The organism is Paenibacillus sp. CFBP 13594, from assembly GCF_014842675.1.
GTDB classification, from domain to species: domain Bacteria; phylum Bacillota; class Bacilli; order Paenibacillales; family Paenibacillaceae; genus Paenibacillus; species Paenibacillus amylolyticus_B.
This window is the reverse complement of sequence record NZ_JACYVQ010000001.1, coordinates 509,868-536,844: the sequence shown is the minus strand read 5'-3', so window position 1 is coordinate 536,844 and position 26,977 is coordinate 509,868. Positions and strand designations below refer to the sequence as shown.

Annotated in this window: 24 protein-coding genes, 1 pseudogene and 1 riboswitch; of the genes and pseudogenes, 9 read left to right on the top strand and 16 right to left on the bottom strand. The window is 44.7% G+C overall.

Annotated features, from left to right (window positions below):
- Positions 1-308: 308 nt before the first annotated feature.
- From IFU39_RS02570 to IFU39_RS02555, 4 genes are all read left to right on the top strand, one after another.
- Positions 309-1,805 (top strand): amidase, encoded by a 1,497-nt coding sequence (locus tag IFU39_RS02570; RefSeq protein WP_105599093.1) that lies wholly within the window; start codon positions 309-311, stop codon positions 1,803-1,805.
- Positions 1,806-1,953: 148 nt separating this feature from the next.
- A complete protein-coding gene (locus IFU39_RS02565; RefSeq protein ID WP_091019596.1) occupies positions 1,954-2,571 on the top strand; it encodes a DUF1989 domain-containing protein in 618 nt (205 codons plus the stop codon).
- Between the two features lie 117 nt (positions 2,572-2,688).
- The gene (locus IFU39_RS02560) at positions 2,689-3,315 is read left to right on the top strand and encodes a LysE family translocator (protein WP_017688112.1); all 627 of its coding nucleotides are present in this window, start codon (positions 2,689-2,691) and stop codon (positions 3,313-3,315) included.
- 82 nt (positions 3,316-3,397) lie between these two features.
- Positions 3,398-4,159 carry a YqcI/YcgG family protein gene (locus IFU39_RS02555; protein WP_091019597.1) on the top strand — a complete coding sequence of 254 codons (762 nt, stop codon included), beginning with the start codon at positions 3,398-3,400 and terminating at the stop codon, positions 4,157-4,159.
- 56 nt (positions 4,160-4,215) lie between these two features.
- Here the strand turns inward: IFU39_RS02555 and IFU39_RS02550 are convergent, their stop codons facing one another.
- From IFU39_RS02550 to IFU39_RS02535, 4 genes are all read right to left on the bottom strand, one after another.
- The gene (locus tag IFU39_RS02550; RefSeq protein ID WP_105599094.1) at positions 4,216-5,562 is read right to left on the bottom strand and encodes an amino acid permease; all 1,347 of its coding nucleotides are present in this window, start codon (positions 5,560-5,562) and stop codon (positions 4,216-4,218) included.
- A 641-nt stretch (positions 5,563-6,203) separates the two neighbouring features.
- On the bottom strand, positions 6,204-7,097 hold the full coding sequence (locus IFU39_RS02545) for an aldo/keto reductase (protein ID WP_091020765.1): 894 nt from the start codon (positions 7,095-7,097) through the stop codon (positions 6,204-6,206).
- A 134-nt stretch (positions 7,098-7,231) separates the two neighbouring features.
- Complete coding sequence (locus IFU39_RS02540; RefSeq protein WP_091020764.1) at positions 7,232-8,005, bottom strand: SDR family NAD(P)-dependent oxidoreductase; 774 nt, start codon at positions 8,003-8,005, stop codon at positions 7,232-7,234.
- 296 nt (positions 8,006-8,301) lie between these two features.
- Positions 8,302-8,790 (bottom strand): GNAT family N-acetyltransferase, encoded by a 489-nt coding sequence (locus tag IFU39_RS02535; protein WP_091020763.1) that lies wholly within the window; start codon positions 8,788-8,790, stop codon positions 8,302-8,304.
- A 193-nt stretch (positions 8,791-8,983) separates the two neighbouring features.
- Between IFU39_RS02535 and xerS the strand changes: the two genes are divergently transcribed.
- Positions 8,984-10,075: a tyrosine recombinase XerS gene (gene xerS, locus IFU39_RS02530; RefSeq protein ID WP_256704194.1), complete on the top strand. Its 1,092-nt coding sequence runs from the start codon at positions 8,984-8,986 to the stop codon at positions 10,073-10,075.
- A gap of 219 nt (positions 10,076-10,294) precedes the next feature.
- Here xerS and mobB read toward each other — a convergent pair whose 3' ends face one another.
- Entirely contained in the window at positions 10,295-10,855 is a 561-nt protein-coding gene (gene mobB, locus IFU39_RS02525) for a molybdopterin-guanine dinucleotide biosynthesis protein B (protein WP_192131115.1), read from the bottom strand.
- 6 nt (positions 10,856-10,861) lie between these two features.
- Positions 10,862-12,151, bottom strand: a complete 1,290-nt coding sequence (locus IFU39_RS02520) for a molybdopterin molybdotransferase MoeA (protein WP_192131946.1) — start codon at positions 12,149-12,151, stop codon at positions 10,862-10,864.
- 194 nt (positions 12,152-12,345) lie between these two features.
- Between IFU39_RS02520 and IFU39_RS02515 the strand changes: the two genes are divergently transcribed.
- Positions 12,346-12,642: an HNH endonuclease gene (locus IFU39_RS02515; protein WP_192131113.1), complete on the top strand. Its 297-nt coding sequence runs from the start codon at positions 12,346-12,348 to the stop codon at positions 12,640-12,642.
- A 112-nt stretch (positions 12,643-12,754) separates the two neighbouring features.
- Here IFU39_RS02515 and IFU39_RS02510 read toward each other — a convergent pair whose 3' ends face one another.
- The 5 genes from IFU39_RS02510 to lpdD all read right to left on the bottom strand — a co-directional run bounded on the left by IFU39_RS02510 (position 12,755) and on the right by lpdD (position 15,656).
- Entirely contained in the window at positions 12,755-13,492 is a 738-nt protein-coding gene (locus tag IFU39_RS02510; RefSeq protein WP_091029419.1) for a DUF4247 domain-containing protein, read from the bottom strand.
- A gap of 12 nt (positions 13,493-13,504) precedes the next feature.
- Entirely contained in the window at positions 13,505-14,011 is a 507-nt protein-coding gene (locus IFU39_RS02505; protein ID WP_076210134.1) for a DUF4178 domain-containing protein, read from the bottom strand.
- Between the two features lie 23 nt (positions 14,012-14,034).
- Complete coding sequence (locus IFU39_RS02500; RefSeq protein WP_036613690.1) at positions 14,035-14,436, bottom strand: DUF350 domain-containing protein; 402 nt, start codon at positions 14,434-14,436, stop codon at positions 14,035-14,037.
- A gap of 95 nt (positions 14,437-14,531) precedes the next feature.
- Complete coding sequence (locus IFU39_RS02495) at positions 14,532-15,203, bottom strand: PspA/IM30 family protein (RefSeq protein ID WP_091020758.1); 672 nt, start codon at positions 15,201-15,203, stop codon at positions 14,532-14,534.
- A gap of 111 nt (positions 15,204-15,314) precedes the next feature.
- Entirely contained in the window at positions 15,315-15,656 is a 342-nt protein-coding gene (lpdD, locus tag IFU39_RS02490; protein WP_192131111.1) for a prenylated flavin chaperone LpdD, read from the bottom strand.
- Positions 15,657-15,809: 153 nt separating this feature from the next.
- Between lpdD and IFU39_RS02485 the strand changes: the two genes are divergently transcribed.
- Positions 15,810-16,601 (top strand): polysaccharide deacetylase family protein, encoded by a 792-nt coding sequence (locus IFU39_RS02485; protein ID WP_192131109.1) that lies wholly within the window; start codon positions 15,810-15,812, stop codon positions 16,599-16,601.
- Positions 16,602-16,708: 107 nt separating this feature from the next.
- Here IFU39_RS02485 and IFU39_RS02480 read toward each other — a convergent pair whose 3' ends face one another.
- The 3 genes from IFU39_RS02480 to IFU39_RS02470 form a co-directional block, all read right to left on the bottom strand.
- Entirely contained in the window at positions 16,709-17,383 is a 675-nt protein-coding gene (locus IFU39_RS02480; RefSeq protein ID WP_105599096.1) for a 3D domain-containing protein, read from the bottom strand.
- Between the two features lie 2 nt (positions 17,384-17,385).
- A riboswitch (cyclic di-AMP (ydaO/yuaA leader) is annotated at positions 17,386-17,582 on the bottom strand.
- A gap of 221 nt (positions 17,583-17,803) precedes the next feature.
- Positions 17,804-18,526 (bottom strand): amino acid ABC transporter ATP-binding protein, encoded by a 723-nt coding sequence (locus IFU39_RS02475; RefSeq protein WP_105599097.1) that lies wholly within the window; start codon positions 18,524-18,526, stop codon positions 17,804-17,806.
- Positions 18,513-19,949, bottom strand: coding sequence for an ABC transporter substrate-binding protein/permease (locus IFU39_RS02470; protein WP_373419913.1), 1,437 nt, complete (start codon positions 19,947-19,949; stop codon positions 18,513-18,515). The genes IFU39_RS02475 and IFU39_RS02470 overlap by 14 nt, the downstream gene beginning before the upstream one ends.
- A gap of 210 nt (positions 19,950-20,159) precedes the next feature.
- On the opposite strand from IFU39_RS02470, the gene IFU39_RS02465 reads away from it, so the two are divergent.
- Both IFU39_RS02465 and IFU39_RS02460 read left to right on the top strand, forming a co-directional pair.
- Complete coding sequence (locus IFU39_RS02465) at positions 20,160-21,335, top strand: M20 family metallopeptidase (RefSeq protein ID WP_192131107.1); 1,176 nt, start codon at positions 20,160-20,162, stop codon at positions 21,333-21,335.
- Between the two features lie 267 nt (positions 21,336-21,602).
- A pseudogene (locus tag IFU39_RS02460) lies at positions 21,603-23,369 on the top strand (alpha-glycosidase).
- 142 nt (positions 23,370-23,511) lie between these two features.
- Here the strand turns inward: IFU39_RS02460 and glgA are convergent.
- Positions 23,512-24,954: a glycogen synthase GlgA gene (gene glgA, locus IFU39_RS02455; protein WP_091020749.1), complete on the bottom strand. Its 1,443-nt coding sequence runs from the start codon at positions 24,952-24,954 to the stop codon at positions 23,512-23,514.
- A complete protein-coding gene (gene glgB / locus IFU39_RS02450; protein WP_192131105.1) occupies positions 24,951-26,957 on the bottom strand; it encodes a 1,4-alpha-glucan branching protein GlgB in 2,007 nt (668 codons plus the stop codon). The genes glgA and glgB overlap by 4 nt, the downstream gene beginning before the upstream one ends.
- Between the last annotated feature and the right edge of the window lie 20 nt (positions 26,958-26,977).

Sequence of the window (26,977 nt, the reverse complement as noted above, 5' to 3'; positions counted from 1 at the left end):
TCTCCTATAAACAAATAGTCAAATATAAAAATAAAACCATTGCATATCAAATTAGATGAGCAGTGGTTTTTTTATTTCCATTTCTCGATGTTACTCGATCATTTTTTCAATTAGCAATATAAGGTATTAACCCTGTCCTTTATTTCTATATCGCAAATACAAATACTCCCCTCTTTTCCCTCCAACCTCATAACGGATATGCATATCATCGCACTTCGTCTCTTCTATGTTTTGTCTTTTGTCTAATCCGGTGGTACGATGACATATGGAATAAACAGATGAATTATATTCAGAGAGGAACGATCATAATGTCTTCATTCTCATATACCTCCTACGACGCTATAGGTTTGGCTGAACTGATCCGATCCCGGGAAGTATCCCCGGTTGAATTGCTGGAAGCGGCGTTTGCACGCCTTGAAGAAGTGAATCCGCAACTTAATGCAGTTATTCGTACATATGAAAATCGTGCACGGGAGGAAGCCAGTTTGGTTCGCCCTGGAGAACAACCTTTTGCCGGTGTGCCCCTGCTCCTGAAAGATATCTCGCAATCCTTGGAAGGTGAATTTCTCACTTCAGGCTCCCGTCTGTTCAGCGAGCATCGCGCATTACGCAATTCCAATTTTGTCACTCGACTCCGTGATGCGGGTTTTATCATCATAGGACATACGAATACGCCCGAATTTGGCTTGAAAAATATTACGGAGCCCCGCCTCCATGGCCCAAGTCGCAATCCCTGGAATATCAATCACTCTCCAGGTGGATCTAGCGGTGGTGCCGCTGCCGCTGTAGCTTCGGGTATTGTTCCTCTGGCCGGAGCCAGTGACGGAGGCGGTTCGATTCGTATCCCGGCTTCCTTTAGCGGATTGTTTGGATTGAAGCCAACCCGCGGGCGCACTCCTGTAGGACCGGGAGTTGGTCGTCAATGGCAAGGCGCATCGATTGATTTTGCCCTCTCTCGCTCGGTTCGGGACAGTGCTGCATTGCTTGATACCTTACAAGTCATACAGCCTGAAGCTGCATTTCATGCGCCACTCTTTCCAGGCAGTTACTTGGCAGATATGAGCTATCCACATCAACGCAAACTGAAAATTGCATACACAACCGATTCGCCCGTAGGTACACCCGTCAGCGTAGAAGCCAAAGAGTCTGTACTCAAGCTCGTTTGCTGGTTGGAAGATCAAGGTCATCATGTTGAAGAAAAACTCAGTCCAGTCAATGGAGTTAGGTTGATGGAGAATTATTACATGATGAACAGTGGTGAAATGGCCGCGATGATCTCTTCCATGGAACGATCCATGGGTCGGGCTCTGACCTCCGATGATATGGAGATTGAATCCTGGGTTCTGGCTGAAGCTGGAAAAAAGGTGTCCGCCGCGGAATTTGTACATAGCTTAGCTGAATGGGATGTAGCTGCAGCTCAGATGTCCACCTTGTTTGAGCGTTATGACTTCTATGTCACACCCGTTAATGCTTTTTCTGCGCCTAAGATTGGAGAATTAACACCTCAAGACGAACAGATCCGTAATCTGATGCGAATTAGTGAGTTGGACAAGACCCAGCAGCAGCAACTCATTTATGAAATGTTTGAGCCCAGTCTTACGTATACACCTTTCACCCAGCTTGCAAATCTGACCGGCCAGCCTGCGATAAGTGTACCTCTTCATATGACACCAGAAGGTTTGCCAATGGGTGTACAGGTTATGGCAACCAAAGGCCGTGAAGACTGGTTGCTGCATCTCGCTGGTCAGTTGGAAACATCCGAACTTTGGATTGGGATGAAAGGTAATCCTCTGTTCCCAGCATAAACGCAATATTTTACACGTTTCTGATGAGTAATCTTTCATCCACTCTATTCTTATTTTTCATATTCGCATGCCTACATTACTTGCTATAGTGCATGAAAGCAATGTCGTCTCCGCATACTGAAGTAAAAAGACATCGGAGGAGACAGTGATGAATTCAACGGAATCTCATAAACAATCTATTCACATTCCTGCCAAGACAGGCTACGCTCTTAGAGTGAAAAAAGGCTCACTGATCCGTATAACTGATTTGGAAGGGCAGCAAGTGGTTGACTTTGTCGCTTATGATGCACAGAATATTAATAATCGGCTTGATCCCGGGGTAACCCTCGATGTCCTGCGCAATTACAGAATTAAACCGGGGCAATGCCTGTATTCCAACCGTTATAAACCTCTCATTTCCATTGTCAGTGAAACTGTAGGCATTCATGATTTTTTCAATTCGGCCTGTCGTCCGGAAATGTATGAGGTCTTATATGATAAAAAGGACCATCCCAGTTGTTATAATAATCTGAATACTGCTCTTGAACCTTTCGGTATCTCTCCCCCGGATCAACATTATCCTTTCAATCTGTTTATGAATTCCGTAGTAGATGGTGAAGGCAAAATTGATGTTATCGCTCCCGAATCATGTGCAGGGGATTATGTTGAAATGGAAGCTTTGATGGATCTGATCATCGGTTTATCGGCTTGTCCGTGCGAGGAAAGTTCTTGCAATGGCTATCATTGTACACCTGTTCAACTCGATGTGGAGTCGCCTGCTGGTTAAAGTGCTATATCCTCACAGTTTGTTCTAATTCACTCCTTGCGGGAATACGATGACTTGTACCCATTTTATGTGACTACTGGTACAATTCGTCGAACCCGTTAAGGAGTGAACGTATTTATGTCTGTACTGTTCAGTTATATTATTCTGGGAATATCATTGTCCGCTCCAATCGGTCCGATTAATGCTGCTCAACTGGACCGTGGAGCTCGACATGGATTCATGCATGCCTGGATTCTAGGACTCGGAGCTATGTTTGCAGACTTGGTGTATATGCTGCTGATTTATTTTGGAGTTGCCCATTTTCTGGACACGCCGTTTATGCGCTCTTTTCTCTGGTCATTTGGCAGTTTTATTCTGATTTACACGGGAGTGGAAACGCTCTCGAAGCTGAAACAGGGGATTCAAGGTACATCTACTGCGGAGGCGACTGTTCGAAAATCGTTTATTTCTGGCTTTTTGATGGCTCTGTCCAATCCACTGAATATTTTGTTTTGGCTTGGGATCTATGGCTCCATTCTCGCGACAACTGTAAAGCATACGGACACCGCTCATTTACTGCTCTACAGTTCAGGCATATTTATTGGCATTCTGGTGTGGGATGTCATTATGGCTGGAATGGCCAGTCGATTCCACAAACATAGCAGTGAAAATGTATTGCGCTGGATCTCCATCATTTCGGGAATCTGCCTGATCGGATTTGGTTTGTATTTCGGTTACGAAGCTGTGCGTTCCATATTTTTCTGACAATAAAATCAGGCTGGACAGTCACCCAACTTCCCCCACATTAATACTGTAACGGTATCATGTGGAATGGAGTTGGGAATCAATGGCGGAGCTGTATAGTGCCGACGAAATAAATAGTTTATATGAGCGTCTACCATCTTGGCAGCAGGACGCTTATTCGCAATTTGCAGATATGATCGCCGATGAAAATAATACGTATCCATGTGTACCTGGACGAATGGGATTTCTGTCCGGACATTTGAGGTATGGCTTTACGTGTGACCCCCGATCTGAACAAGCTGCCGAAGATATGGCGGATCTGCTTAGACAATATGGTCCTGTATCCAGAGACACCGGTCATTACGCTTCCATGGTTGTGATCTGTGATACGCCAACTGATCTGAAAGATCATACAACGGTAGAGCAATATCAGACGTTATTCTGGCAAATGCTTAATCGGGTAAGTTCACACGATACCGAGCCGTGGCCAGAACATATTTCAACCGATCCTCATGATTCATCATGGGAATTTTGCTTTGGCGGAGAGCCTTACTTTTGTTTCTGTGCAACTCCTGCACATGAACTCCGAGCCAGCCGGCATTTTCCTTATCTCATGTTTGCTTTTCAACCACGGTGGGTATTCGAATCCATTAATGACAATACCCCTCTTGGCCGTAAAATGAAAACCTTGATTCGCAAACGTCTCGCTGCGTATGATGCTGTACCTGCTCACCCTTCGCTGATGTGGTATGGTCAGCAAGATAATCTGGAATGGAAACAGTATTTCTTGCCTGATGATGAGCAGACACCCTCCAAATGTCCATTCATGCGGATGAAGCAAGCCCTAGGCAAGTTGACGAAATAATCTTAAAGCACTCATTAATCCGTTGTGCGACATCCACGAAAGTTGCTGAAAGGTACTTATGGTTTGGATGGTGCTGACTGCGGTGGTTTCGAGCCACGAACCTTATGAACAACATACGTGATGATCCCAAGAAATACGACAAGTCCCACACTTGCCAGCAGACCCGTTCTGCTGGCTTTTTCCATCGCTGTTCCGGCCACAGCGGCCACAATTAATACCATGGCAATCCACACTTTGATGCGATTCCACTTCACAGGCTTCATTTTTTTAATGTACGTGATGCAGATGAGCAGCCATGTATACATTAATACCAGACTACCTGCTGTCGTCACATATTCAAACAAACTCTTGGGCATCCATAATGCCATCAAGGTAGACAGGACTAATCCAGCCGCTGTACAGCACAATGCCTGAAGTGGCATGTCCTTTTTTCCCCAGGTCTTCGTGAACAGCTTTGGTGCATCTCCATCTTCTGCGAGTTTCACCAACATGGACGTAATGGCATATAACGAAGCCACCATCGTCGAGAATCCGGCTATAATCAGAATTCCGTTGAGAATGTGGACCACAACGGTTAATCCAATGGTTGACATGGCTTTGACAAGCGGGCTTTCATCTGGAGTTAACTGAGTTGAAGGCACAAGCAACAGGATCAACGCAATTGAAATCACATAGAGTGTACTCACCGATAATAACATTACTCGACCTGATTTCACTGCATCTTTTGGTTCTTTCAGGTTAGCTGCCATCAACCCCATAACCTCGATCCCGGCAAAAGCAAAGAATGCATAGATGAAACCGGTCCATACGCCTTTACCCCCATGCGGGAACCACTCATTCTTCAATTGCTCTGGTGTCACTTTTACCGGTAGCCAACCTAGACAAGCCGCTCCTGCTATAGCTATAAATGCAACCGTTGCAGCAAGTTTGATTACAGCAAGAATATTCTCCGTTTTGGTTAATCCCTTTGCTCCCAGTGCAGCAATGAAGAGACCTATAGCGGCATAGATCGCAACAAATGTCCAAAGCGGAAACTTGGGAAACCAGAATTGAGAGAACAGCCCAAGTGCCGTTAATGAGCTGCCCATGATGAGCATTTCAGAGAACCAGTACATCCATCCACTACCAAAACCAGCCCAAGGTCCGAATGCTTCGCCTGCATACGTTCGAAAAGCGCCTTCCTTTGGATCTTCTGCGGTCATCTGTGCCAGCGCACCAAATACAAAGTAAGTACCTGCTGCCGCCAGCACCAACAATATAAGTACGGATATCCCAGCCCAATGAATCGCCAGACTGGTCCCTAGAAAAAATCCCGTTCCCAGTGTGCAACCCGCGCCAAACAGGGATAAGCTGACCCAACTTAGTTTTTCGTCGTCGTTTTTACGGTGTTGCTGACTTTTCATGAAGCTCCTCCTTCTACCTTATCCCCTTACGATTTACAGGTCATGGAGGTTTTATGTCTGTATTGCCAAAAAGAATTATTATTAGTTTACATAATATTTAATATGTTTCATTTATTCTGATGATGCTTTTAAGCTGTATGCTTTTTAAGCTGTATGCTTTTTAAGATCAGAATAAAGATATATTTTCAATTCTATTTAAATCCGCAAAAAAAGTGGTTGACTTCAATCGCTTAGAATGGTTTTCCTTTTAAACATGGTGGTGCGTCAATGTGGCTATATGAGAGATGGTAACTAAGGTGGGAAAATGATCTCTCTATTGTGAATTTTTCATATGTTGAAATTTTATAAAATAAGTCGTTATTTCTTTTAAATTGAACGTAGACTGTTACTTTTTCGTATTTTCTCAATAGCTTCGTCGTTTTTTATAAATTTAGTCGTTTATAAGAAGGGCTGCCTCCTGGGATTTTTCCTTTTTATCCTTTTTCACCAGTTTTCGAACTAGGCTGACGTATAGGCATTATCCCCTAAAATTTATCGCAGCCTCTGTTCGAATACTGTTATGAATTTTTCATATATTGAAAATATTTTATGTTGGTCATAAAAAAAGCCGCCATAAAGGCGACTTCGCTAATATTTCCAATTTAAGTCCGGCCAGTCCAATCTGTTCCGGCGATTTCTTTCCATCGTGTTCTAATCTCATCATATATTTCCTGTGGTAATGTGCCTTTAGCCACAAGGTCGGCATTTTGCTGCCAGCGATTGGGCTTGGCTGTTCCTACAATAGCCGTATCTACTCCTTCGGTACTTAGCGTAAAACGCAGTGCTGTTTCCACCGCTGCCTGGGCATCCTCACCCAGAAAACCATAGTTAAGTTCACTTAAGCGCTTCCAGTATATGAATGGATAAGCCTCTTCCGAAAGTGTTTCATACGTCCAGGCCGCATTGGCAATAGGTCTTTTGGCCATTACTCCCATGTTTCTTTTTCTTGCCTCAGGCAACGTAAGATCAATTGCTTCCTGATCTGCGATATTTAATGAAGTCTCCAGGCTGTCAAATACTCCGGTCTGAATCGCATATAGCGCATCTGTTGTATCCCCACTATATCCGATAAATCTGGTTTTTCCCGTTTCCTTGGCACGTTGCAGTACTTCGATTACTGCTCCTTGTCGGAGTACTTCTTCAGAGCAGCTATGCAAATGGATAACATCCACATAGTCTGTTTTCAGCCGTTTCAGACTGCGTTCAATCGTTTGCTCCAGTACTTTGGCATCCCAATCCGGACCTTCAATCCCGGCAGCATGTCCACATTTGGTGAACAAATAGTAGTCATCACGCCGATGTGACAGCACCTCACCGATTAATTCCTCGCTGTCACCGTAACATTCAGCCGTGTCTATCACGTTTAATCCAGCATCCAGGGCACTATTCAGCAATGTCGCTACATCCGTTTTGGATACATTTTTGCCTATTTCCGCTCCGCCAAATCCAAGTGTACTTACGTTCATGCCAGTATTACCGTACTTGCGCGTTTCCATGGTTATCTTCCTCCAAGTTCAGTGAATTGGGTACAGATAAATAGAAATACAGATTAACTTCAACTTCCCTTATGTTATTACCCATGAGTTGGTTATGCCACCCACTTTTCCAGACTGCACCCAAGTTAATTTATTTAGAAACCATAAATGGACATTCCACCGTCAACCAACAACGTTTGACCCGTTATATATCCCGCTGCATCTGATGCCAGGAATACAACTGGCCCTACCACTTCTTCCAGTTCTCCCACTCGCTGTAGCGGTGTACGACTTACAATTTCCTGCAAATACTGGGGATCATCCAGCAGCTTTTCAGTCAAAGGTGTTCGGAAATACCATGGCCCTACTGAATTGACACGGATTCCATACTTTCCCCATTCCAGTGCGAGCACTTTGGTCATATGAATTAACGCAGCTTTGGTCGCACCATATACAACCCCTGTCCGCAAAGCCGTATGCCCACCTACCGAAGAGATGTTAATGATCTTCCCAGTCCCACGTTCTTTCATATGCTGACCCGCTAATTGCGAAGCAAAAAAAGCCGATTTTAAGTTTGTCTGCATGATGGTCTCCCACTGCTCGTCCGTAACTTCAAGTGCTGGTGTCCGTATGTTCATACCTGCGTTATTCACCAGAATGTCCAGACTACCCATCTCCGAGATCGCCTCTTGAAACGTCTCTTCCAGTTGTTCTTTTGATGTCACATCCGCAGTCAGAGCTAGCGCTTTACGCCCCGTCTGTTCATAGATGTAGGCGGCTGTCTCCTCAATTTCTTTCATTGTTCGGGATACAAGTACAACGTCACTGCCTGACTGGGCAAGTCCTATCGCAACTGCTTTTCCGATCCCTCTCCCCGCGCCTGTCACCAGTGCTGTCTGTCCATCGAGATGGAATGTGGGTACGTTCATGTGACTCACTCCTTCATCAGATTTATAAGTTGAACTAAAGATTATTTACACTGACACTACGATGACAGAATAACCTTCCAATCGCTGTTATCCCCAGATTTTTTGATTCCCTTTTTCCGAAGGGGAAAATCCGGGGATAGCTTATGCTTCCGATGCAGCTTTCTTTCTGAAAGCTTTTAGGCGAACGCTTCGCTTTTTCAGGTTTTTTCTGTCCTCTCCGTTATCGTGTAAATGATTAGTTCAACTTATATCGCATTCATGCAAATACTTGATATGTAAGTAAACCCCGATGGGAATCAGGTTACAAAATACTGGCTTGGATTACCCAGTTCCGGATGGAACTTCTCTCGAAAGCGGCCTCCGGTATAATCCCCTATAATTTTTCGCCAGAACGCCTGCGCAATGACATTGTTACGAACCTGGGTTACTTTCCATCTTCCTGGAAAACGTCTAAACAGCTCATAGGCTGCCCGAGTACCCAATCCACTGCGCCGATATTTTTGCATCACAAAAAACTCAGTCAAATAGTAGTCATTATCCTTACTACCAGGCTCCAATTTCTCCACCAGAGCAAACCCTGCAGGTGCCCCGTCACTTGTAATCAAAAAAGGAAACTTGCGGTCTTCTTCTGCCCAGAATGCCTCCAGACCCGGATATTCCGGAAAAATGCCGTTACTGTCCACATCAATATTCAGATATTTGGTAAAATCATATAGATAAAATTGCATTAAATGCCGAATCACCTGACTGCGTTCCCGGGGAACCAGTTCTATTTTCATATTCATCCGGTTCACCTCCTCTGCTTTACGTATACTAATTACTTTAAAGGTTTACGCGCCGAAGGGCAAGGAAGCATCCCCTACTTACTGCCTGCTTTAGTGAACAAGCTGTGAGCATGTAAATTATGGTACACTAGAGCATAGAATACGATTAAATTGAATATTCATTTTATATGTTTTTCACATGGAGGTGTCGAACTTGACCAACGTGCAAAAAGAGATTGATCGACGCAAGCTGGATGACAAACTACCTTCCATGCCTTGGTTCGTTCAGCAATTCATGGACTACAAGCTGCCTGACCTGTCCCCCTCTACCCTGCTCGAATATCTGAGAGATTACGAAGCTTTCTTCGGATGGTTGCGAGCAGAAGGGCTGTCCGAGGCAAGCTCTAATAAAGAAGTTACCTTGACTGAACTGGAAGTCCTACGCATGGATTCGGTTACCGCCTATCGGTTATTTCTCACAACCAAACGGGAAGGAACCAATTCCAGAATTACCGTCTCTCGCAAACTCTCTTCCCTTCGATCCCTTTTCCATTACCTGAGCCAGATTGCGGAAGATGAAGACTTTTATCCTCTGCTGAAGCGGAACATTATGGCCAAAATCGAGATCAAGCGTACCCATAAACCCAAGGATACCGCTGCCAAACTCAAAGGTAAAATTCTGGAGGAAGAGGAACTGCTTGAATTTATCGGCTATATTCTTGAAGGTTACGCTGTTGATATGGAGAAGAACAAACAGGCACTGTATTCCCATGAGCTCAACAAAGAACGGGACGCCTGCATTGCCAGCCTGATCCTCAATTCAGGTTTACGGGTGTCGGAAGTTGTCAACCTGAACGTCGATGATCTCGATCTGAACAACAAACTCCTGTATGTTTATCGCAAAGGTAACAATGATGAGACGTACAAAACACCCGTTTATTTCAGGGAACAGGCCAAGGATGAACTCGCGACTTATATGAACCTGCGGCAATCACGTTACCGTACGCCCAAGCGGGAGAAAGGTCTGTTCATTGCTTTGCGTAACGGAGATTCAGAAGGAAGTCGAATGACCAAAAGAGCGATCCAGGCCATGATTATGAAATACGCCAAGCGCTTTGGCAAACCATACTTGACTGTGCACAAATTACGCCATTCATTCGCAACGGACTATTATTTGCAAAATGATATTTACAAAACGAAGGAGCAGCTCGGACACGCTTCTACGGAAACGACCGAGATCTATGCTCACCTTACCGACAAAACGATGTCCGAAGCCATCGAACGCCGTACTGACGACGGGATGTAACATCCCAAACATAATAAAAGCAGCAAACCGCATCAAGGATTCTGATCCGAGAAAGGTCTGCTGCTTTTTTTATTTTTTTGCATCATTCAAGGAGAAAAGCACATGTAGAAACAATTTAGTTTACATAATAAATATTACGTTATACCCAAAGGCGATTAATCACGCTCTCTGTACATTCAATCATATCCAGCGATTATAATTTCCCACTTCTTGACGTTTCTACGATTCGACTTCACCATTCTGCCTACACTCGCTCTCAACCATCGCTAACAACGCTTTGGCTATATCCTCCGTTTCATGAACCGAGTAACATGTTATATTTCTGCTAAAAGTGCTCCGCTCTATAAACTGCTCTGAAGGTAGCCATGAGATCATCCCCAGTACCCCTTCAAGTTGATCAACCAAGGTCAGATCTTTCTCTTCTCGAACCATCACGAATTTGGGATAAGATGTATCCTTGAATCCTTCAATGACAATCCAATCATAACCGGACAGATAGCTCAGCATATCCTCCAGCTTGGTTGCCTGTCGCTCCATAATCGCAGTACGTTTCTCGGACATGACAACCACCGCCGAGGCCCCCGACTCCCCAAATTGATACGAATCCGTTCCATCTTGATCCATCTCAAAATGATCATGTCCATCATGCTTAATCGCTGCTACTTTAAGTCCCATGGAAGAAAAGTGCCTGATCAGCGCGGCTGTCAGGGTTGTCTTGCCCGTGTTTTTGTATCCAACAATCTGTATGATATGTGGCTTTGTATCACTCATAGTAGTCATCTACCACTACCTCACATGACCTGAGGGCAGTTTAAGAATACGTACCTGCTCACCCGCAGGAATACCTTTTTTCTCAGGTGGGACAACTATCAGACAATCACTATCCTTAATGGTGATCATCACACTGGATTCATCTACACGGGCTGCGGCTGGTATCGCGTACACCATGCCGTTGCGGATCTCTGTGCGTCCACGTACGAACCGTGTAAAATTGTTTACTTTGGTGTACCCATCTTCCAAGATGGCAGTCCATTCTTCCAGATAAGGATGAGCATCGGCTTGCATGGAACGAATGGTAGGATGAACAAATAGACCAAAACCCACAAAACAAGCACCCGGATTACCCGAAAGCGCAAAAAGCAATTTGTCTTTATACACAGCAGCTGTGGTCACACTCCCTGGTCGCATTGTCACTTTGTTAAATAACATCTCCACATGTTCTTCCAGCACAAGTTCGCCCATAATATCATAATCCCCGACGGATACACCGCCTGTAGTCACCACGATATCATTATCTTGAATGGCTTCTTCCAGTTTGGCCCTTGCCGTATTCACATCGTCTGCAATAGAACCGTACATCACCGGCTCTCCTCCCGCTTCAACGACCAGAGAACGCAGCATGTAGCTGTTGCTGTTTCGAATCCGGCCCGGTTGCAGGGGTTCATCTACATCAAGCAATTCCGTGCCAGTTGCGAATATCGCCACCTTTGGACGTTGAAATACGGGAACCTCTGCTATGCCAAAAGTAGCTAACACGGACTGCTCTCCTGCCCTGATGATCGTTCCTGCTTCGAGCAGTTGCTGTCCCTCTTGGACTTCCAGTCCGATTGGGGTGATGTTAGCACCCGATAATATGTGCCGTTTCAATGCAATCCACTGTGCTCCGTCCTCTACCTTGCTCTCGGTCATCTCCATCATAACTACCGCATCCGCACCTTCCGGAACCTGTGCACCGGTCATGATGCGAGCCGTCGTACCTGAAACAATGGTGTGGTCCGAGGTGTAGCCGCAAGGAATTTCATCAATTACTCGAAACCAAACTTGATGATTACTCGATGCATCTATGGTATCTGTACTTATAATCGCGAATCCATCCATACCCGATCTCCGGAAAAATGGATAAGGATGGGGTGCCTGAATCGTCTCTGCAAGTGTGCGGCCATGAGCAGATTCAAGGTGAACTTTCTCTATGGAGCCTACAGTAACTCTTGCAGCTATTTTGGCTTGGGCATCCGGTACCTGTACAGCTGTTCGATTGAATTTGGCAGTTGTCATATCATGTGAATGTGAGTTCATTTTCAAAAGTATTCTTACCTCCTAGAGACATATCATCTTTTAAAAAAGTGTAGCCCGAATGCTCTAAGATAACAAGTACATTACTTATTGAATCCTGTGACAAATCATATTTCTTACAGGTGTAACATTCCTTGACCTATATTCAACATGAAAGGCATTTTGTCTGCCCATAATATAATTAACTAAGGGAGGCGATGATCATAAGTAATCGATGTGAATTATGCGGAAGAGAACCTGTAAACACGACCATTCATCATCTGACACCGAAAGAAATGGGAGGAACATTTCTGCCAACAGCCAACCTGTGTATCCCCTGTCACAAACAGATTCATTCGCTATACACGAATCGCGACATTGTAACCCTTGGTCTCACGGACCTGCAATCCCTGAGACAGGATGAACGAATGATTCCATTTATCCGCTGGATTCGCAAACAGCCTGCTACAACGATTCCCCGTGTACGCAAATCCAATCATGTTCGCAAATCGTAAACCAAAAAGAACAGCTCCAAGGTCATGTGCCGGCGAGGTGAATCCGCCTTCCCTTTTCACTGTTCTTAAATGAATTATGCGATTGGCAGCCATCCTTATGATTAGATGTTTATTATCTTCGCCTCTTAATTCGGCCGCCGCCCACTCTGGTTTTTGGTTTTTTGTAGGATTTCTTAGGTGAATCAAACAACCCACCACTGCTCTTGTTGCGATCAATGGTTCCCTTGCTCTGATCTTTGTTGCGGTTGAATAATCCTCCGCCAGATCCCACGCTTGAATCTTTATCGCTTCCGCGCCTTGTAATCGTACCTTTCCGATCAACAGTAATAGGTGGAGCAAGCTTCTTGTCATTACTTGTTGGTGCACGATAAGATCCTGCACTCGGTTTATACGTATCTTTATTGGTATATCCTCGATAGTTGCCATAACCTCGCCCGCCAAAAGAATCGAACAGATTACCAATTAATGTAGCGGTGAGGTACCCTTGTAGAAAAGATGAATCGTAGTTCTGCCGAACATATTCCTTGGAGTCCACCTCAACCAAGGTATCCTCCGGCTTGTTCGGGTCTTGTTGCAGATGATAATACTCGTCCTGATACACGAGGAACATACGCTCTGTGTTCTCTGCCGAGATCTGATCCGGTTGCCTTTGGTCAGACAATTCCTGAGCCACTTCCGGAACGGTACGGTCTGAAGCCCGGTACACATAAGACGTTGAGTTACCACTGCCGTTAACCGATTCAAGCGGATATGTGTCCTGAACAGAAGGTGCTCCGCACGCGGACAACAGAGACATCACAAGGCTGAGGACCAGCATTAATTTTAATCCATGCGCCAAGCGTTTTTTCATTGGGAACCTCTCCTAGCTCGAACGAATTACTTTGATATCCGCAGGAAGAATGGACTCACCCTCATACAGTGTAAATCTTCTGTCTTGCCACTCCACCCGAAGAAGCATATTATCATCCGACTGATACTGCCATACCAATTGTTCTCCAGCCTGGCCATATGGAGTTCTACCTGCCGTTGATACCATACCTCCATACTCTTCCTCCAGATGAAATGCGCGTCCATCCAGGTCCAGCAATGTGGGCACCTCATCAGGTGCATCAAGCCTGCCATCAATTGGTGTATATAGAGCGTAACGTGTGAGTTCCCGTTCTTCGATATGCAAATATCGAAATGCGGTACCATCCTGCAGCGTGAGCACAACTGCATTTCGAGCGCGATTTTGTACCCGACCAACGACTTCATAAGTAACCAGAGAAACCTCACAGATATCACCAGGTGCAAGCTGAAGCATCGTTTTCTCTGCCTGCGGTGGTTCAGGTTTTGTTAGTATTCCTTTAATTCGTTTCCATACACTCATGAGAATTACTCCTGTTCCTTATCTTATAAACAAGCTGCAATAATCAGTGCGCCCACGATATGTAAAGCGCCAGAGAACAATCCGTATCCTGTCTTCCCTTGTTGAATTCCTGTATCCAGATCCAGATTGGCCCATTTGCGAATCATAAAGTGTACAACACTCTCCAAAATCAACAAAATGATAAAGGATACAACGGAGACCAACAATGCTTCTCCAAGATGACCAGCCGTAGAAATGGACGTAGCGAGTACATACCCTTGTGCAAATAATTTCATAACCATCCGTGTAGTAACGGCCATATTGCCAGCCTTAACTTCAGCAAAATCCTTATATTTCGTGAACAGTGAATCTACATACATCAAGACAAACAGCAAAACCGAACCAGATCCGGTCCAGACCAGCATCGCCAAAATATTCAAATCCATTTACACAGCCCCCACATATCAACATGAACCGCATTTAAAAGCGAAGGAGAAATACTCTTCTCCTCCGCTGGTTAACCCTGCTGACAACCAAGGTATTAGTTCTTATTATCGTACTGTTTCATCAATGCTGCGAGTTCGTCTTCAACAGCCTGATCTTTACCCAACTTCTCGAACTCTTCATCCAAAGACTTGCCTTTGGAAGACATTTCGTTACTTGCTTCCGCCTGTGCTTCCATCTGCATCATTTTCTCTTCCATACGCTTCATACCAGCACTTGCAGTATCAGAACCAAACCCATTCAACGCTTTGTTGATTTCAGTTTGGGCTTTTGCTGCATTGTAACGTGCTACCAGTGTTTCGCGTTTGTTCTTCATTTGAGTCAGTTGCTTACGCATCTCGTCGAGCTTGCCACGCAGGTTATCTGCCGAAGCCTTGTTTTGGTCATAGCTGGTTTTGTACTCAACCATCTTCTCCTCAGCAGCCTTTTTCTCTTCCAGGGCACGTCGAGCCAAATCCAGATTCTGAGCACGTGCCGCCGTATGCGCCTGCTCTTCACGTTTCTTCACAAGAGCTTCCTGCTCTTCGAATAACTGCTTGAATTTCTTCTCAATGGCGATCTGTTGAGCTACTGCCTTCTCTGCATCTTCCAAATCCTCTTGCATGTCACGGATATATTGGTCCGTCATCTTGATTGGATCTTCCGCTTTGTCAATAATGGCGTTGATGTTAGACATGGTTAGATCACGCAAACGTTTGAAAATGGACATTATGTTATTCCTCCTAGTCGATATTACATCGTATATAAACATACATACGTAACAATCTACAACTCGTTTCAATTTTAGCAAATAAAATCAAAACATTCGATGGCACTTATGTCAGGAAGATCGTTTATCTTTGTTCAGATGATCCTCCATCAACCTCTCTGCAGTCTGCACGATTTCGTCGATTTGCATCCGCGTGATGGAATCAAAATGAATACCCATGATTACCGTAACAGTTACTTTCAGCTGCAAGGCAGCCTTTCGGGCGAGCCGCTCACACAGCTCTTGTTCTTTATGCCCAGGAATACGGACCGTCGTCCCGCTTACGCGCTCATGATCCACGTAGAACGTGGCTACGGCGCCAATATGCGCCTTTCCTCCGGTAACGAAAAAAACCTTATCTTCTCCTGCTTCAATCACCTGTAAACGTATGGATTTCAAATCATATGTACTCATACCCATCCACCTATCCTTTTCTATATGTTATATATGGAGGAATTATGGCTGTCATGAGCTAAATCGGCAATGAAACTTCTCACACTGCGCATATTTTATGGAACCCCCGGGTATACCAAGGAGAACGTCATTTTGGAAAAGGAGGCCGATATTATGCGCGTACGCCTCATTATGCTGATGGTTATCGTTATTTTTCTCGGAGGATATCATGCTCCAGTTTCAGCGCGGGATGTTTCAAGCCCGCCAAGTGAATCAGTATCAGGTTCGGATTCTGCGGAAGAAGAACAACTGACATTGGGACAGTTACGTCAAAAATATGCCGACACGTTCAAAACCAATGGTCCTTCAACCAAGAAGGTTGCACTGACTTTCGATGATGTACCTGATCCACGGTTTACTCCACAAGTACTGGATGTATTGAAGAAATACAATGTCAGAGCTACATTCTTCATCGTGGGTAGTCGTGCTGAGAAACATCCGGATCTTGTGAAACGCATCATCAAGGAAGGGCATATGGTTGGTAATCACAGCTACAATCATCCTGAATTCAGTAAGCTGTCGATGAATGCCTTTCGCAAACAAATTTTACATACCGGGGATATTATTCGACGTTTGGCGGGATATACGCCCAAGATGATTCGGCCGCCTTATGGAGACATTAATGAAGAACAGCTGAGATGGGCTGCCAAACAACACTATAGCATTGTGAACTGGAACGTAGACTCCCTGGACTGGAAAGGCCTTTCAAAGGAACAGGTGAAAGATAATATTCTTTCTGCTGTAAAACCCGGCTCCATCGTTTTGCAACATGCTGGAGGCGGTGTAGGATCAAACCTGAACGGCACGGTTGAGGCTTTGCCTGAAATCATTGAAGAATTGCGTAATCGGGGATATGAACTGGTCACCTTGGACGAAATGTTGGGATTGCCAAAGGCCAAAGATTAGGATGACCGTGATACCAAATAATGAGAATATTAAAAGGGTGCTGTTCAATCGCGAATTAGCGACTGGCAGACACCCTGTTTGAATTCATTTTAAATGTTATTTTCTCTCTACTTCAGAATGTACAGCTCAATATCCTGAAAACCAAATGAGCTTACAGACTGTTTGCTACCCGGGATAAAGATATCAATCCGGTGACCTTTGATTGCACCGCCCACATCTCGCGCTGTGGCTACAAAAGCCTGTTTTGGCAATCCTGGATGGCTATGACCAGTTACCAGTACTTTGGTTCCGAGTGGAATTACACTTGGATCAACTGCAATCGTGCCCAGTTCAAGATCATTTCCGAAATAATCGACTGCACCCCAGCCTCCATTTTCAGACGGATCTGCAGAGTATGCCGTTGCTTTTACGTTCACAGCTTTGCTGTAATCGAATGTTTTACCCCAGGCTTGAACAACTTTGTTATCTGCGTTAACGTCCAAGCTCGCTGTAGTAACAGTCTTCGCTTGGGTCTTGCTCTCCGCTGCCGCAGCGGCTGCTACATTGTTTGACTTACCGGGAATCGTAATTTTCAAACCACCATAAATGTTGTAAGGCGAAATGTCGTTGTTTGCTTTAACTAACGTGTTAATTGCTACTCCGTATTGTTTCGATAAGGTGTAGAAGGTATCCCCCTCTTTGGCCACATGAACTGAATCGGCGTGAGCCGGAACGGCTTGAATGAGCATTGCTGTTGTCATTAATGCTACTGCTGTTTTGGCTATACGTTTCTTGTTAATCATGGTCTTCCTCCCTCATTGTGCCTGCGAAGTTAGTTGTCGGATTCGGATGAGGAGCCCATCCTATAGGTTCATCATTACATTTGAAACGATATGTACCCCTAATTCACCCCAAGCAGTGTGCTGTAGATCTTCCCCCTGCACAATCTGCATCGTTACATCCCCCGCACTCCCTGTCCGGAAGTTTCGGCAGAGTTCAATATATCACAATTTTGTAACCTGAACTTGTAGTAATTCTTACCAAATGGTTTTAACATGTGTAAGCACGTGTAAGAATACTGAATACTCTAAAACTGTTGGGCGAGATGTCCCCTATATATTTGGTAACAGAATAGTTACTTTTCCGAATCCTATATTTGATTATTTTCAAACAAAAAATAGCGTCACCGACTCGAGGTCAGTAACGCTATTTAATCACTTCATTTAGAGTACTTTCGCAAGAAAATCACGTGTACGTGAATTTTTCGGTGCTCCAAACACCTCATCAGGTGTTCCCTCTTCCACAATAACCCCGCCATCCATGAACAGGATCCGGTCTCCCACTTCACGTGCAAAACCCATCTCATGGGTTACGATGACCATCGTCATCCCGCCTTCTGCAAGACGTTTCATGACATCCAGTACCTCACCGACCATCTCGGGGTCCAATGCCGACGTAGGCTCGTCAAACAGCATGACATGAGGCTGCATGGCCAATGCTCTAGCAATGGCGATCCGCTGCTTCTGTCCACCGGACAGCTGATTCGGGAATGTATCTTTTTTATCATACAAGCCCACGGTATTAAGCAAATCAGCAGCAATCTTCTCCGCTTCCAGAGTAGATTGTTTCTTCACTTTAATCGGAGCGATCGTGATATTTTGCTCTACCGTTTTGTGTGGGAACAGGTTGAAGTGCTGGAACACCATGCCCATTTTCTCACGAGTTGCGTTGATGTTATGCTTGGGGTCCGTGATTGACACGCCTTCAAAATCAATCTCTCCTGAGGTAGGCTGTTCCAGTAGGTTCAAACAACGCAAGAATGTACTTTTACCTGAACCGGAAGGACCGATGACCACGACAACCTCACCTTTGCCAATCGTCACGTTTATGCCCTTAAGCACATCGTTATTACCATAAGATTTGTGTAATTGTCTAACGTCTATCACTTGCACTCAACTTCCTTTCCAGTCGTCCCAGCAGCTTGGACAAAATGAACGTCATTACAAAGTAGATGGCTGCTGCAATCAAAAATGGACTCAATCCTTGGTACGTAATGTTTTTGACAACACTTGCCTGATACATAATATCCACCATACCGATAACGGAGATAATGGAGGATTCTTTAATGATAGTTATGAATTCATTACCAATCGCTGGTAATACAGCTTTGAAGGCTTGTGGCAATATGATATAACGCATCGCGGCGCCTCTTCCCATACCTAATGAACGCGCTGCCTCCAACTGACCACGATCCACACCTTGGATACCCGCACGGAAAATCTCCGCCAGATAGGCACCACTGTTGATTGAAAGTGTAATGATACCTGCCTGAAGTGCAGTGAAGTTAATGCCAAAGCTCAGGGAAAAACCATAGTAAATAATCATCAATTGTACCAGCATCGGTGTGCCACGGATCACTTCAACGTAAGCTGTACCGATCCAGCGCAAGATTGCAGCGTCATGCAAACGGAACAAACAGATGATCAATCCGATAATTACCCCGAAGATAACCCCGAGTGCAGACAACAGAAGTGTGTATCCTACACCTGTAGCATAGAAACTTTTGTACTCCCAGAACACTTGGAAAATATTTTGTGATTTGTTCGCTTTATCCGCCATCAAGAGGCTGGCGTCCGTCACCATCTGATTGATTTTATCTTCACTTTTCAATCGCTCCAGTGTTCCATTTACTGCAGCTAGCAGCTCGGTATTACCTTTGCGAATCCCGATTGCCGCTTCTGCTTGCTCTTCGTCCGGAACAGCAGCAGCAAGTCCAATAATATCGTCCAGATAACCTGCAGCAACGGTATCTTCAACGATTGCCGCGTCAATGCGTTTTGTTTGCAGTTGAAGCACAATATCCGAGATTTTATCAAGCGCAGTAAGCTTCGCTCCTGGAATACTCTGTCCGATCGTTTCCTGAATGGAGCCTTTCTGAACGCCAATTTTCGCATTTTCAAGTTCTGCCATGGTTGGATATTTGTCTTTATCCACATTGCGAACCATGATCACTTGTTTTGATTTATAATAGGTGTCGGAAAAATCGATACTTTTCTTCCGCTCATCCGTCGGCGTCATACCTGAAATTACCAGATCAACACGCCCGCTCTGCAATGAAGGCAGAAGACCGTCGAAGCCCATATCCTCAATCACAAGTTCTGCGCCAAGATCTTTGGCAATCTCTTTGGCGATCTCAATATCAAAACCGACGATTTCATCTTTGCCATTAATCACTTTATGGAATTCATAGGGTGCAAAATCGGCACTTGTACCGAGCACCAGCTTTTTACTGCTTGAATTGTCTGTAGTCCCACTTGCAAGTGCCACAGGAACGGCAGTTGTCAGCAGAACGACAAAGGTCAGCAGCATTATGGTGTAACGACTTATTAATTTCAACCTTGTTCTCTCCCCTTACAATACTTTGTATGCTTCTCATGTTGATGACTGAGTCATTATAAAGTACAATGCATGATTATGCAATGCATTTTGGCATTACAAATCTTGACTTGTTTCTGAAAAATTGAAGCAAACATGATATAATCAATGAATTATTTTCATTTTTGCATAAGGAGTTTACTAATGACAGCTAACAAATCACAAATTCTGACGGTTATTGATCAATATGCTTCCCGTTTTAAAGCCATTTCATCATATATCGGTGCCAACCCCGAACTGGGAAATGAAGAGTATCTCGCTTCTGCCCGTTTGAAAGAAGAACTGGTCTTCCACGGTTTCACTGTAGAGGCTCCAATCCTTGGACTGGAGACAGCCTTTATCGGAACCTATTCAGCGGCCAAACCCGGCCCTACCATTGCATTATTGTGTGAATATGACGCCTTGCCGGAGATTGGTCATGCTTGTGGTCACCATCTGATCTGCATGATGAGTCTTGGAGCTGCTGTTGGGCTGAAATCCATTCTGGATGAAGTAGGTGGAACGATTAAAGTGTTTGGCACCCCCGCTGAAGAGACACGTGGTGCCAAAGTACCGATGGCTGAAGCAGGTTTGTTCGATGACTGTGATGTCGCTCTCATGGCGCATCCATATTATGCCTACGAAAAGTCAGGCAGCTCGCTGGCTATTGATGCAGTGCAATTTGAATTCCATGGCCGATCTTCACATGCTGCTGCAAGTCCGCACGAAGGTATTAATGCTCTTGATGCCGTCATTCAAACGTTCAACGGAATCAATGCATTCAGGCAACAAGTGAAAAGTACCGTTCGCATTCATGGAGTGATCAACAACGGAGGTCAGGCAGCTAATATCATTCCCGACTATGCTTCAGCACAATTTTATGTACGGGCAGCAACTCACAAAGAACTGAATATCCTCACAGAACGTGTGATTCAGATCGCTGAAGGTTCTGCTCTCCAGACAGGATGCAAGCTGGTGACATCCAACTATGAAACGTCCTATGACGAGATGGTTACCAATGAAGCATTCTCAGCTGCGTTTAGTCAAAATCTGATGGAACTTGGTATCCCCCAAGAAGAGATTGTGAGTGGTAATGATCACGGCTCTATGGACATCGGTAACGTTTCCCTGAAATGTCCTGCAATCCATCCCTACATTCGTGTTGTGGATGAGGTTCATACCCTGCACTCCATAGCCTTCCGTGACCTTGCACTTCAGGAGCGCGCGCTGGATGGCATGATTCTGGGAGCAAAGGCACTTGCTACAACAGCCTATGACGTACTGAGTCAGCCAGAGCTGCTTCAAACCATCCGCACGGAGTTTGAGCAAGCTATTCGCTAAAATTCACTTTCAACATGTTATATAGGGGTGCCCTGAACAATCTTGAATTCCAAGCTGTTCAGGGCACCCTTTTTTCTAAATTAGCTGTAAGTATATTCAGCACAAAGCTGGAAATGCTGTGAAAGAAACCTTTGAAAACGATGAAAACAATACATTTTATTACAGTAAATGTGATTCATTTGCTGGCTAACTTGGTTAATTATAACTATAAGTGCGTGTTCTAAAGACCTGTTTTTATAACTTATCCTATATTCAGGAGGTGCTGTCATGCTGCTCGAAGCCATGTATCATGTTCCTCGTGACAAATGGGCTTATGCTTATAATTCGACTACCATACATCTGCGCGTACGAACCAAACGTAATGATGTGCAATACGTGACTGCACTGACCGGAGATAAGTACGATTGGAACGGAACATACAAGGAAATTCAATTGGAGAAGGCTGCTTCGGATAACATGTTTGATTATTGGGAGGCTGCCGTCAAGCCACAATTCAAACGTCTCACCTATATATTTCGGATAACTGCCGGTTCAGAAGATGTTTTTCTTGCGGATAATGGAATTCATTATGAAACCCCCTATCCAACTGGAGGATATTATGAATTCTCGTATATACATGAAATTGATGTGTTTAAGGTGCCCGAGTGGGCCAAAGAAGCTGTCTTTTATCAGATCATGACGGAACGGTTTGCTAATGGAGATCCAAAGCTGAATCCAAAAGAAACTCATGACTGGGGTGGCAAACCTGAGTTGGACAATTATTTTGGTGGAGATCTGCAAGGTGTGCTGGATCATCTGTATGACTTAACTGAACTTGGCGTGAACGCCATTTACTTTACCCCGTTATTCCAGGCCAATTCTTACCACAAATACGACACGATTGATTATAAAAAAGTCGACCCTCATTTCGGCGATAATGCCCTGCTCAAACAATTGACAGAAGAATGTCATCGCCTGGGTATACGTGTCATGCTTGATGCGGTGTTTAACCATTGCAGCGAAGACTTCCCTCCTTTTCAAGACGTACTCCAGAATGGAAAAAACTCTAAGTATGCCGATTGGTTCCACATCAATGAATATCCGGTTCAGATCAAGGACGGTATACCAACCTACGATACATTTGGGTTCTATGGCAACATGCCCAAGTTCAATACAGCCAACCCTGAGGTTAAGGCATATCTACTGGATGTAGCTGAGTACTGGATCAAGGAAATTAAGCTGGATGGGTGGCGTCTGGATGTAGCGAATGAAGTGGACAACCATTTCTGGCGTGATTTTCGCAAGGTTGTTAAAGCAGCGAATCCTGAAGCCTATATTGTTGGTGAAGTATGGAGCGACTCCTTGACCTGGCTTATGGGAGATCAATTCGATTCCGTCATGAATTATCCATTTGCCGACAAAGTACTTCAGTTCTTCTGTGGTTCAATGGATGGTTATCATTTTGCCAACGAGATGGGTTCACTGATTATGCGCTATCCGCAACAAACCAACGAAGTGATCTTTAATATGCTGTGCAGCCATGATACCCCACGACTGCTCACCCGGTTAGGAGAAGACAAACGCCGATTAAAGTTGTCTGTTGTATTTCTTTTCACCTATATCGGTACACCTTGTATCTTCTACGGCGACGAAGTTGGGATTAGTGGTGATGCTGACCCGGATTGTCGAAAATGTATGGAATGGGACCCCGCCAAGCAAGACAGAGAATTGTATGATTTCTATCGTCTGATGATCGATTTACGCAAAAGCAATGAAGCCCTGCGCAAAGGACGCTTCCGATTCCTCAAGGCTGATCACAATGATCCCTGTATCGTGTACGAGCGTGTGGATGACAACCTTCACTTTACCGTTTGAATGAACAATACACCTCAAGATCGAACGCTTTCTCATCCCATGGAAACAAAAGACTGGAAGGATGCATTAACTGAAGAGCCTGTGTTTCCAACCGATGGAATGATGAATATTAAGCTTGACCCCTATGGGTACCGCATTTTGTATAGACAGCTTGACCCGGCGACCATCCTACACAACTGAGGTTTGAATTCAGACAGTCATCTTAAAAAAAGAAAAACACTTCCACCGTCTCAGATGATACTTCATTCTGAACTTTGGAAGTGTTTTGTTTTTTAATTAAAAAAAGCCACAGCAGGAATGCTGTGACTCATTCAAAACTACATCAATTTACAGGGTCAAGTGTGATCCGACGATAAATGTCCATATATTCTTCAGCTGAGACGTTCCAGCTGTATTCTCCGCCCATTGCATTTTTCACGATTTTCTTCCAGTGTTCTGGCTGTTTGTAGATCTCCTCAGCACGCCGAATGGTACTCATCATATCATGTGCGTTAAAGCTTGTGAATGAGAAACCATTCCCTTCTCCAGTAAACTCATTGTATGCCTGCACAGTATCGTTCAGACCGCCTGTTTCCCTTACGAGAGGCACACTACCATATCGCAGAGCCAGTAGCTGACTAATACCACATGGTTCGAACCTCGATGGCATCAGGAAGATATCACTGCCTGCATAGAAACGGCGGGATAACCCATCGTTAAACGTGATCTGGGCAGACATTTTGAGCGGATAACGATTAGCGGCTTCACGGAACCAGTGTTCATACATCGGCTCTCCTGTTCCCAGTACCGCGAATTGAATGTCATCATAGTACAGCAATTCATCAAGGATACGGCAGACCAGATCAAGCCCCTTAGAGTCCACGAGCCTTGTCACCATCACCATAAGTGGTACATCAGGGCGAACAGGAAGTCCAAGTTCCTTTTGCAGCTCAATTTTGTTCTCCGTTTTCTTGGACAGACTTGTTCTGTATTTCACTGGAATTTTGGTGTCCGTTGCCGGGTTGTAACTCTTGGTATCAATCCCGTTCACAATCCCGCTGAAACGATCTCCAAGCGAACTGAGCAGTCCGTCCAGTCCGTATCCATAATAAGACGTTTGCACTTCCTGTGCGTATGTTGGGCTTACGGTTGTCACATGGTCAGCATACACAATTCCTGCTTTCAAGAAATTGACGTTACCGTAATATTCGGCTCCATCCACGGTGAAATATCGATCGTCCAGTTCAAGGATATCACTGAATAACTCATGCGGGAATACCCCTTGGTACAACAAGTTATGTATGGTGAATACCGTACGAATATCACTGTAGAATGAATCATGTCTGTAATGGGCTTCAAGCACCAAAGGAATCATTCCTGCATGCCAGTCATGACTGTGCAACACGTCAGGCTTGAACTCAATCTGTGGCAACACTTCGAGAACTGCACGGTTGAAGAAGGCGAAACGCTCGCCATCATCCATATAACCGTACACTCCATCACGCCCAAAATAATACTCATTATCCACAAAATATACTGGAATCCCATCATGAACCAGCATTTCTATTCCACAATAGGGTCTGCGCCAGCCAAGAGGCACATCCGTTGTAATTACGGGCTGTAATGCGTCTTTATATTCATCGGGAATACCCTTGTACTTAGGCATAATCACCCGCACATCTGCCCCGTTCTTCTTCAATGCAAACGGGAGAGCACCGATTACGTCAGCAAGGCCTCCTGTTTTGATAAATGGATGTACTTCAGCAGCAGCAAATAGAATATTCATGCCTTTGTCCTCCTCTTCGGTTTGAGCGTGTTGCTTTCATTTTTATTCTTCGTTTTTGAACTGACGGAAGTTATGCTCGCAGGTGATTCATCCGTTTTCCGACGTGTGTTCTTTTTTAGAATCACGATGCTAAGCGGAGGCAATACCAATTCGAGACTATGCGGATGCCCATGAAAAGGAATCTTTTCGGTAGGCAGTTGCATATCATTAGTAATGCCTGAACCGCCGTAAACGGAATGGTCACTGTTCAGTACTTCGGTATACATACCGGGACGCATGACACCAATCCGGTAACGCTCCCGCTTGACCGGCTGAAAGTTAATGAGCACAAGGAGTGTATCCGCAGGTTTTTTTCCTTTGCGTACGTATGAAATGACACTCTGGTCCTGATCATCCGGAGTGATCCATTCATAACCGTCCAAGGAATGATCAAGCTCCCACAAAGCTTTTTCACTCAAGTACAGGTTAGACAGCTCACGCTCAAACTTATGCAAATTGCGGTGACTGTCATAATCCAGCAAGAACCAATCCAGTTGATCCTCATCTTTCCATTCGATGAACTGGCCAAATTCTCCACCCATAAACAACAGCTTTTTCCCTGGGAAAGTCATAAAATAGCCCAGAAAAGCACGCATGCCGGCAAATTTCTGCTCATAAGTTCCTGGCATCTTGTCGAGGAGCGACTTTTTGCCATGAACAACCTCGTCATGTGACAGAGGTAGCACATAATTTTCAGCAAAGGAGTATACGACTGGGAAAGTCAGCAAATGATGTTTGGAAGGACGCTCATGAAAATCAGATTCCATGTAATCAAGCGTATCGTTCATCCAGCCCATGTTCCATTTGTAATTAAAGCCCAGACCACCTTCATCTACAGGTAAAGTCACCATTGGCCATGCACTGGATTCTTCAGCCATCATCAATGCATAAGGGAAATACTTGAACACTGTCTCATTCAGCTGCTGCAAAAAGGCTACAGCTTCCTTGTTCTCAAGACCACCTTCATCATTGGTACGATATTGTCCTGGATGCTTCTCAAAATCAAGCCGAAGCATACTCGTAACCGCATCAACACGGAGTCCGTCAAAATGATACATCTCCATCCAATATAATGCATTGGAGATCAGAAATGAACGAATCTCAGGTTTCGAATAGTCAAAGCTAAGTGTACCCCAGCCTGGCTTCTCTGCTAACATCGGATCTGCATACTCATACAAAGGCGTACCATCAAACATACGCAACCCATGAGCGTCTTTGGCAAAATGTGCAGGTACCCAATCCAGCAATACGCCAATCCCAGCCTGATGTAGTGTATCCACCAGATACATCAGATCTTTTGGATGCCCATAACGACTAGTCGGCGCATAAAACCCTGTGTTTTGGTAGCCCCACGAAAGGTCATATGGATGCTCACTGAGGGGCATCATTTCAACATGTGTATATTTCATTTCTAATAAGTAAGGAACAAGCAAATCAGCCATCTCTCGATAACTATAGAGGCTTCCGTCTTCTTTGCGCTTCCAGGTTCCCATGTGCATTTCGTAAATATGTAGAGGTTTGTTATACATGGCACGTTGTTTGCGTCTCCAGGCTCCATCATTCCATTTGTACCCTTCGATCGAACTGGTGACAGAGGCTGTCTGAGGTCGAACCTCTGCTTGAAACGCATATGGGTCCGCTTTGAGCAATTCTGTTCCATCTTCCGTTAATATACGGAACTTGTATAAAGTTCCTTCGCTGATTTCCGGAAAAAAACGACTCCAAAATCCTGATTCGGGTATCTTATATAAAGGTTCCTTTTCGCCTTTCCATTCATTGCGGTCCAGAGCCAGTCCTACTTCTACGGCATTTGGTGCCCACACGGTAAAGCGATACCCCTGAAGGCCATCGCAAGTCTCAGGCTGCGCGCCCAACATTCGATAACTGTGATGAAGGTTACCTTCATGAAATAAATAAATATGCTCCGGCAATATGTCCGGGTGTGCTAACGGTTGAATGGCCAAGAGATCACCTTCTTCTCAAG

What these genes read in the sequence shown, in the direction of transcription:
- IFU39_RS02545 (WP_091020765.1), bottom strand. Translation starts at nt 7,097, where the DNA reads ATGGAAACGCGCAAGTACGGTAATACTGGCATGAACGTAAGTACACTT.
- IFU39_RS02570 (WP_105599093.1), top strand. Translation starts at nt 309, where the DNA reads ATGTCTTCATTCTCATATACCTCCTACGACGCTATAGGTTTGGCTGAA.
- IFU39_RS02470 (WP_373419913.1), bottom strand. Translation starts at nt 19,949, where the DNA reads ATGCTGCTGACCTTTGTCGTTCTGCTGACAACTGCCGTTCCTGTGGCA.
- IFU39_RS02505 (WP_076210134.1), bottom strand. Translation starts at nt 14,011, where the DNA reads ATGAGTGTATGGAAACGAATTAAAGGAATACTAACAAAACCTGAACCA.
- IFU39_RS02540 (WP_091020764.1), bottom strand. Translation starts at nt 8,005, where the DNA reads ATGAACGTACCCACATTCCATCTCGATGGACAGACAGCACTGGTGACA.
- lpdD (WP_192131111.1), bottom strand. Translation starts at nt 15,656, where the DNA reads ATGAGTACATATGATTTGAAATCCATACGTTTACAGGTGATTGAAGCA.
- IFU39_RS02510 (WP_091029419.1), bottom strand. Translation starts at nt 13,492, where the DNA reads ATGAAAAAACGCTTGGCGCATGGATTAAAATTAATGCTGGTCCTCAGC.
- glgA (WP_091020749.1), bottom strand. Translation starts at nt 24,954, where the DNA reads ATGAATATTCTATTTGCTGCTGCTGAAGTACATCCATTTATCAAAACA.
- IFU39_RS02555 (WP_091019597.1), top strand. Translation starts at nt 3,398, where the DNA reads ATGGCGGAGCTGTATAGTGCCGACGAAATAAATAGTTTATATGAGCGT.
- IFU39_RS02495 (WP_091020758.1), bottom strand. Translation starts at nt 15,203, where the DNA reads ATGTCCATTTTCAAACGTTTGCGTGATCTAACCATGTCTAACATCAAC.
- mobB (WP_192131115.1), bottom strand. Translation starts at nt 10,855, where the DNA reads ATGACTACTATGAGTGATACAAAGCCACATATCATACAGATTGTTGGA.
- IFU39_RS02550 (WP_105599094.1), bottom strand. Translation starts at nt 5,562, where the DNA reads ATGAAAAGTCAGCAACACCGTAAAAACGACGACGAAAAACTAAGTTGG.
- IFU39_RS02565 (WP_091019596.1), top strand. Translation starts at nt 1,954, where the DNA reads ATGAATTCAACGGAATCTCATAAACAATCTATTCACATTCCTGCCAAG.
- IFU39_RS02515 (WP_192131113.1), top strand. Translation starts at nt 12,346, where the DNA reads ATGATCATAAGTAATCGATGTGAATTATGCGGAAGAGAACCTGTAAAC.
- IFU39_RS02500 (WP_036613690.1), bottom strand. Translation starts at nt 14,436, where the DNA reads ATGGATTTGAATATTTTGGCGATGCTGGTCTGGACCGGATCTGGTTCG.
- IFU39_RS02465 (WP_192131107.1), top strand. Translation starts at nt 20,160, where the DNA reads ATGACAGCTAACAAATCACAAATTCTGACGGTTATTGATCAATATGCT.
- IFU39_RS02535 (WP_091020763.1), bottom strand. Translation starts at nt 8,790, where the DNA reads ATGAATATGAAAATAGAACTGGTTCCCCGGGAACGCAGTCAGGTGATT.
- IFU39_RS02520 (WP_192131946.1), bottom strand. Translation starts at nt 12,151, where the DNA reads ATGAACTCACATTCACATGATATGACAACTGCCAAATTCAATCGAACA.
- IFU39_RS02560 (WP_017688112.1), top strand. Translation starts at nt 2,689, where the DNA reads ATGTCTGTACTGTTCAGTTATATTATTCTGGGAATATCATTGTCCGCT.
- IFU39_RS02485 (WP_192131109.1), top strand. Translation starts at nt 15,810, where the DNA reads ATGCGCGTACGCCTCATTATGCTGATGGTTATCGTTATTTTTCTCGGA.
- IFU39_RS02480 (WP_105599096.1), bottom strand. Translation starts at nt 17,383, where the DNA reads ATGATTAACAAGAAACGTATAGCCAAAACAGCAGTAGCATTAATGACA.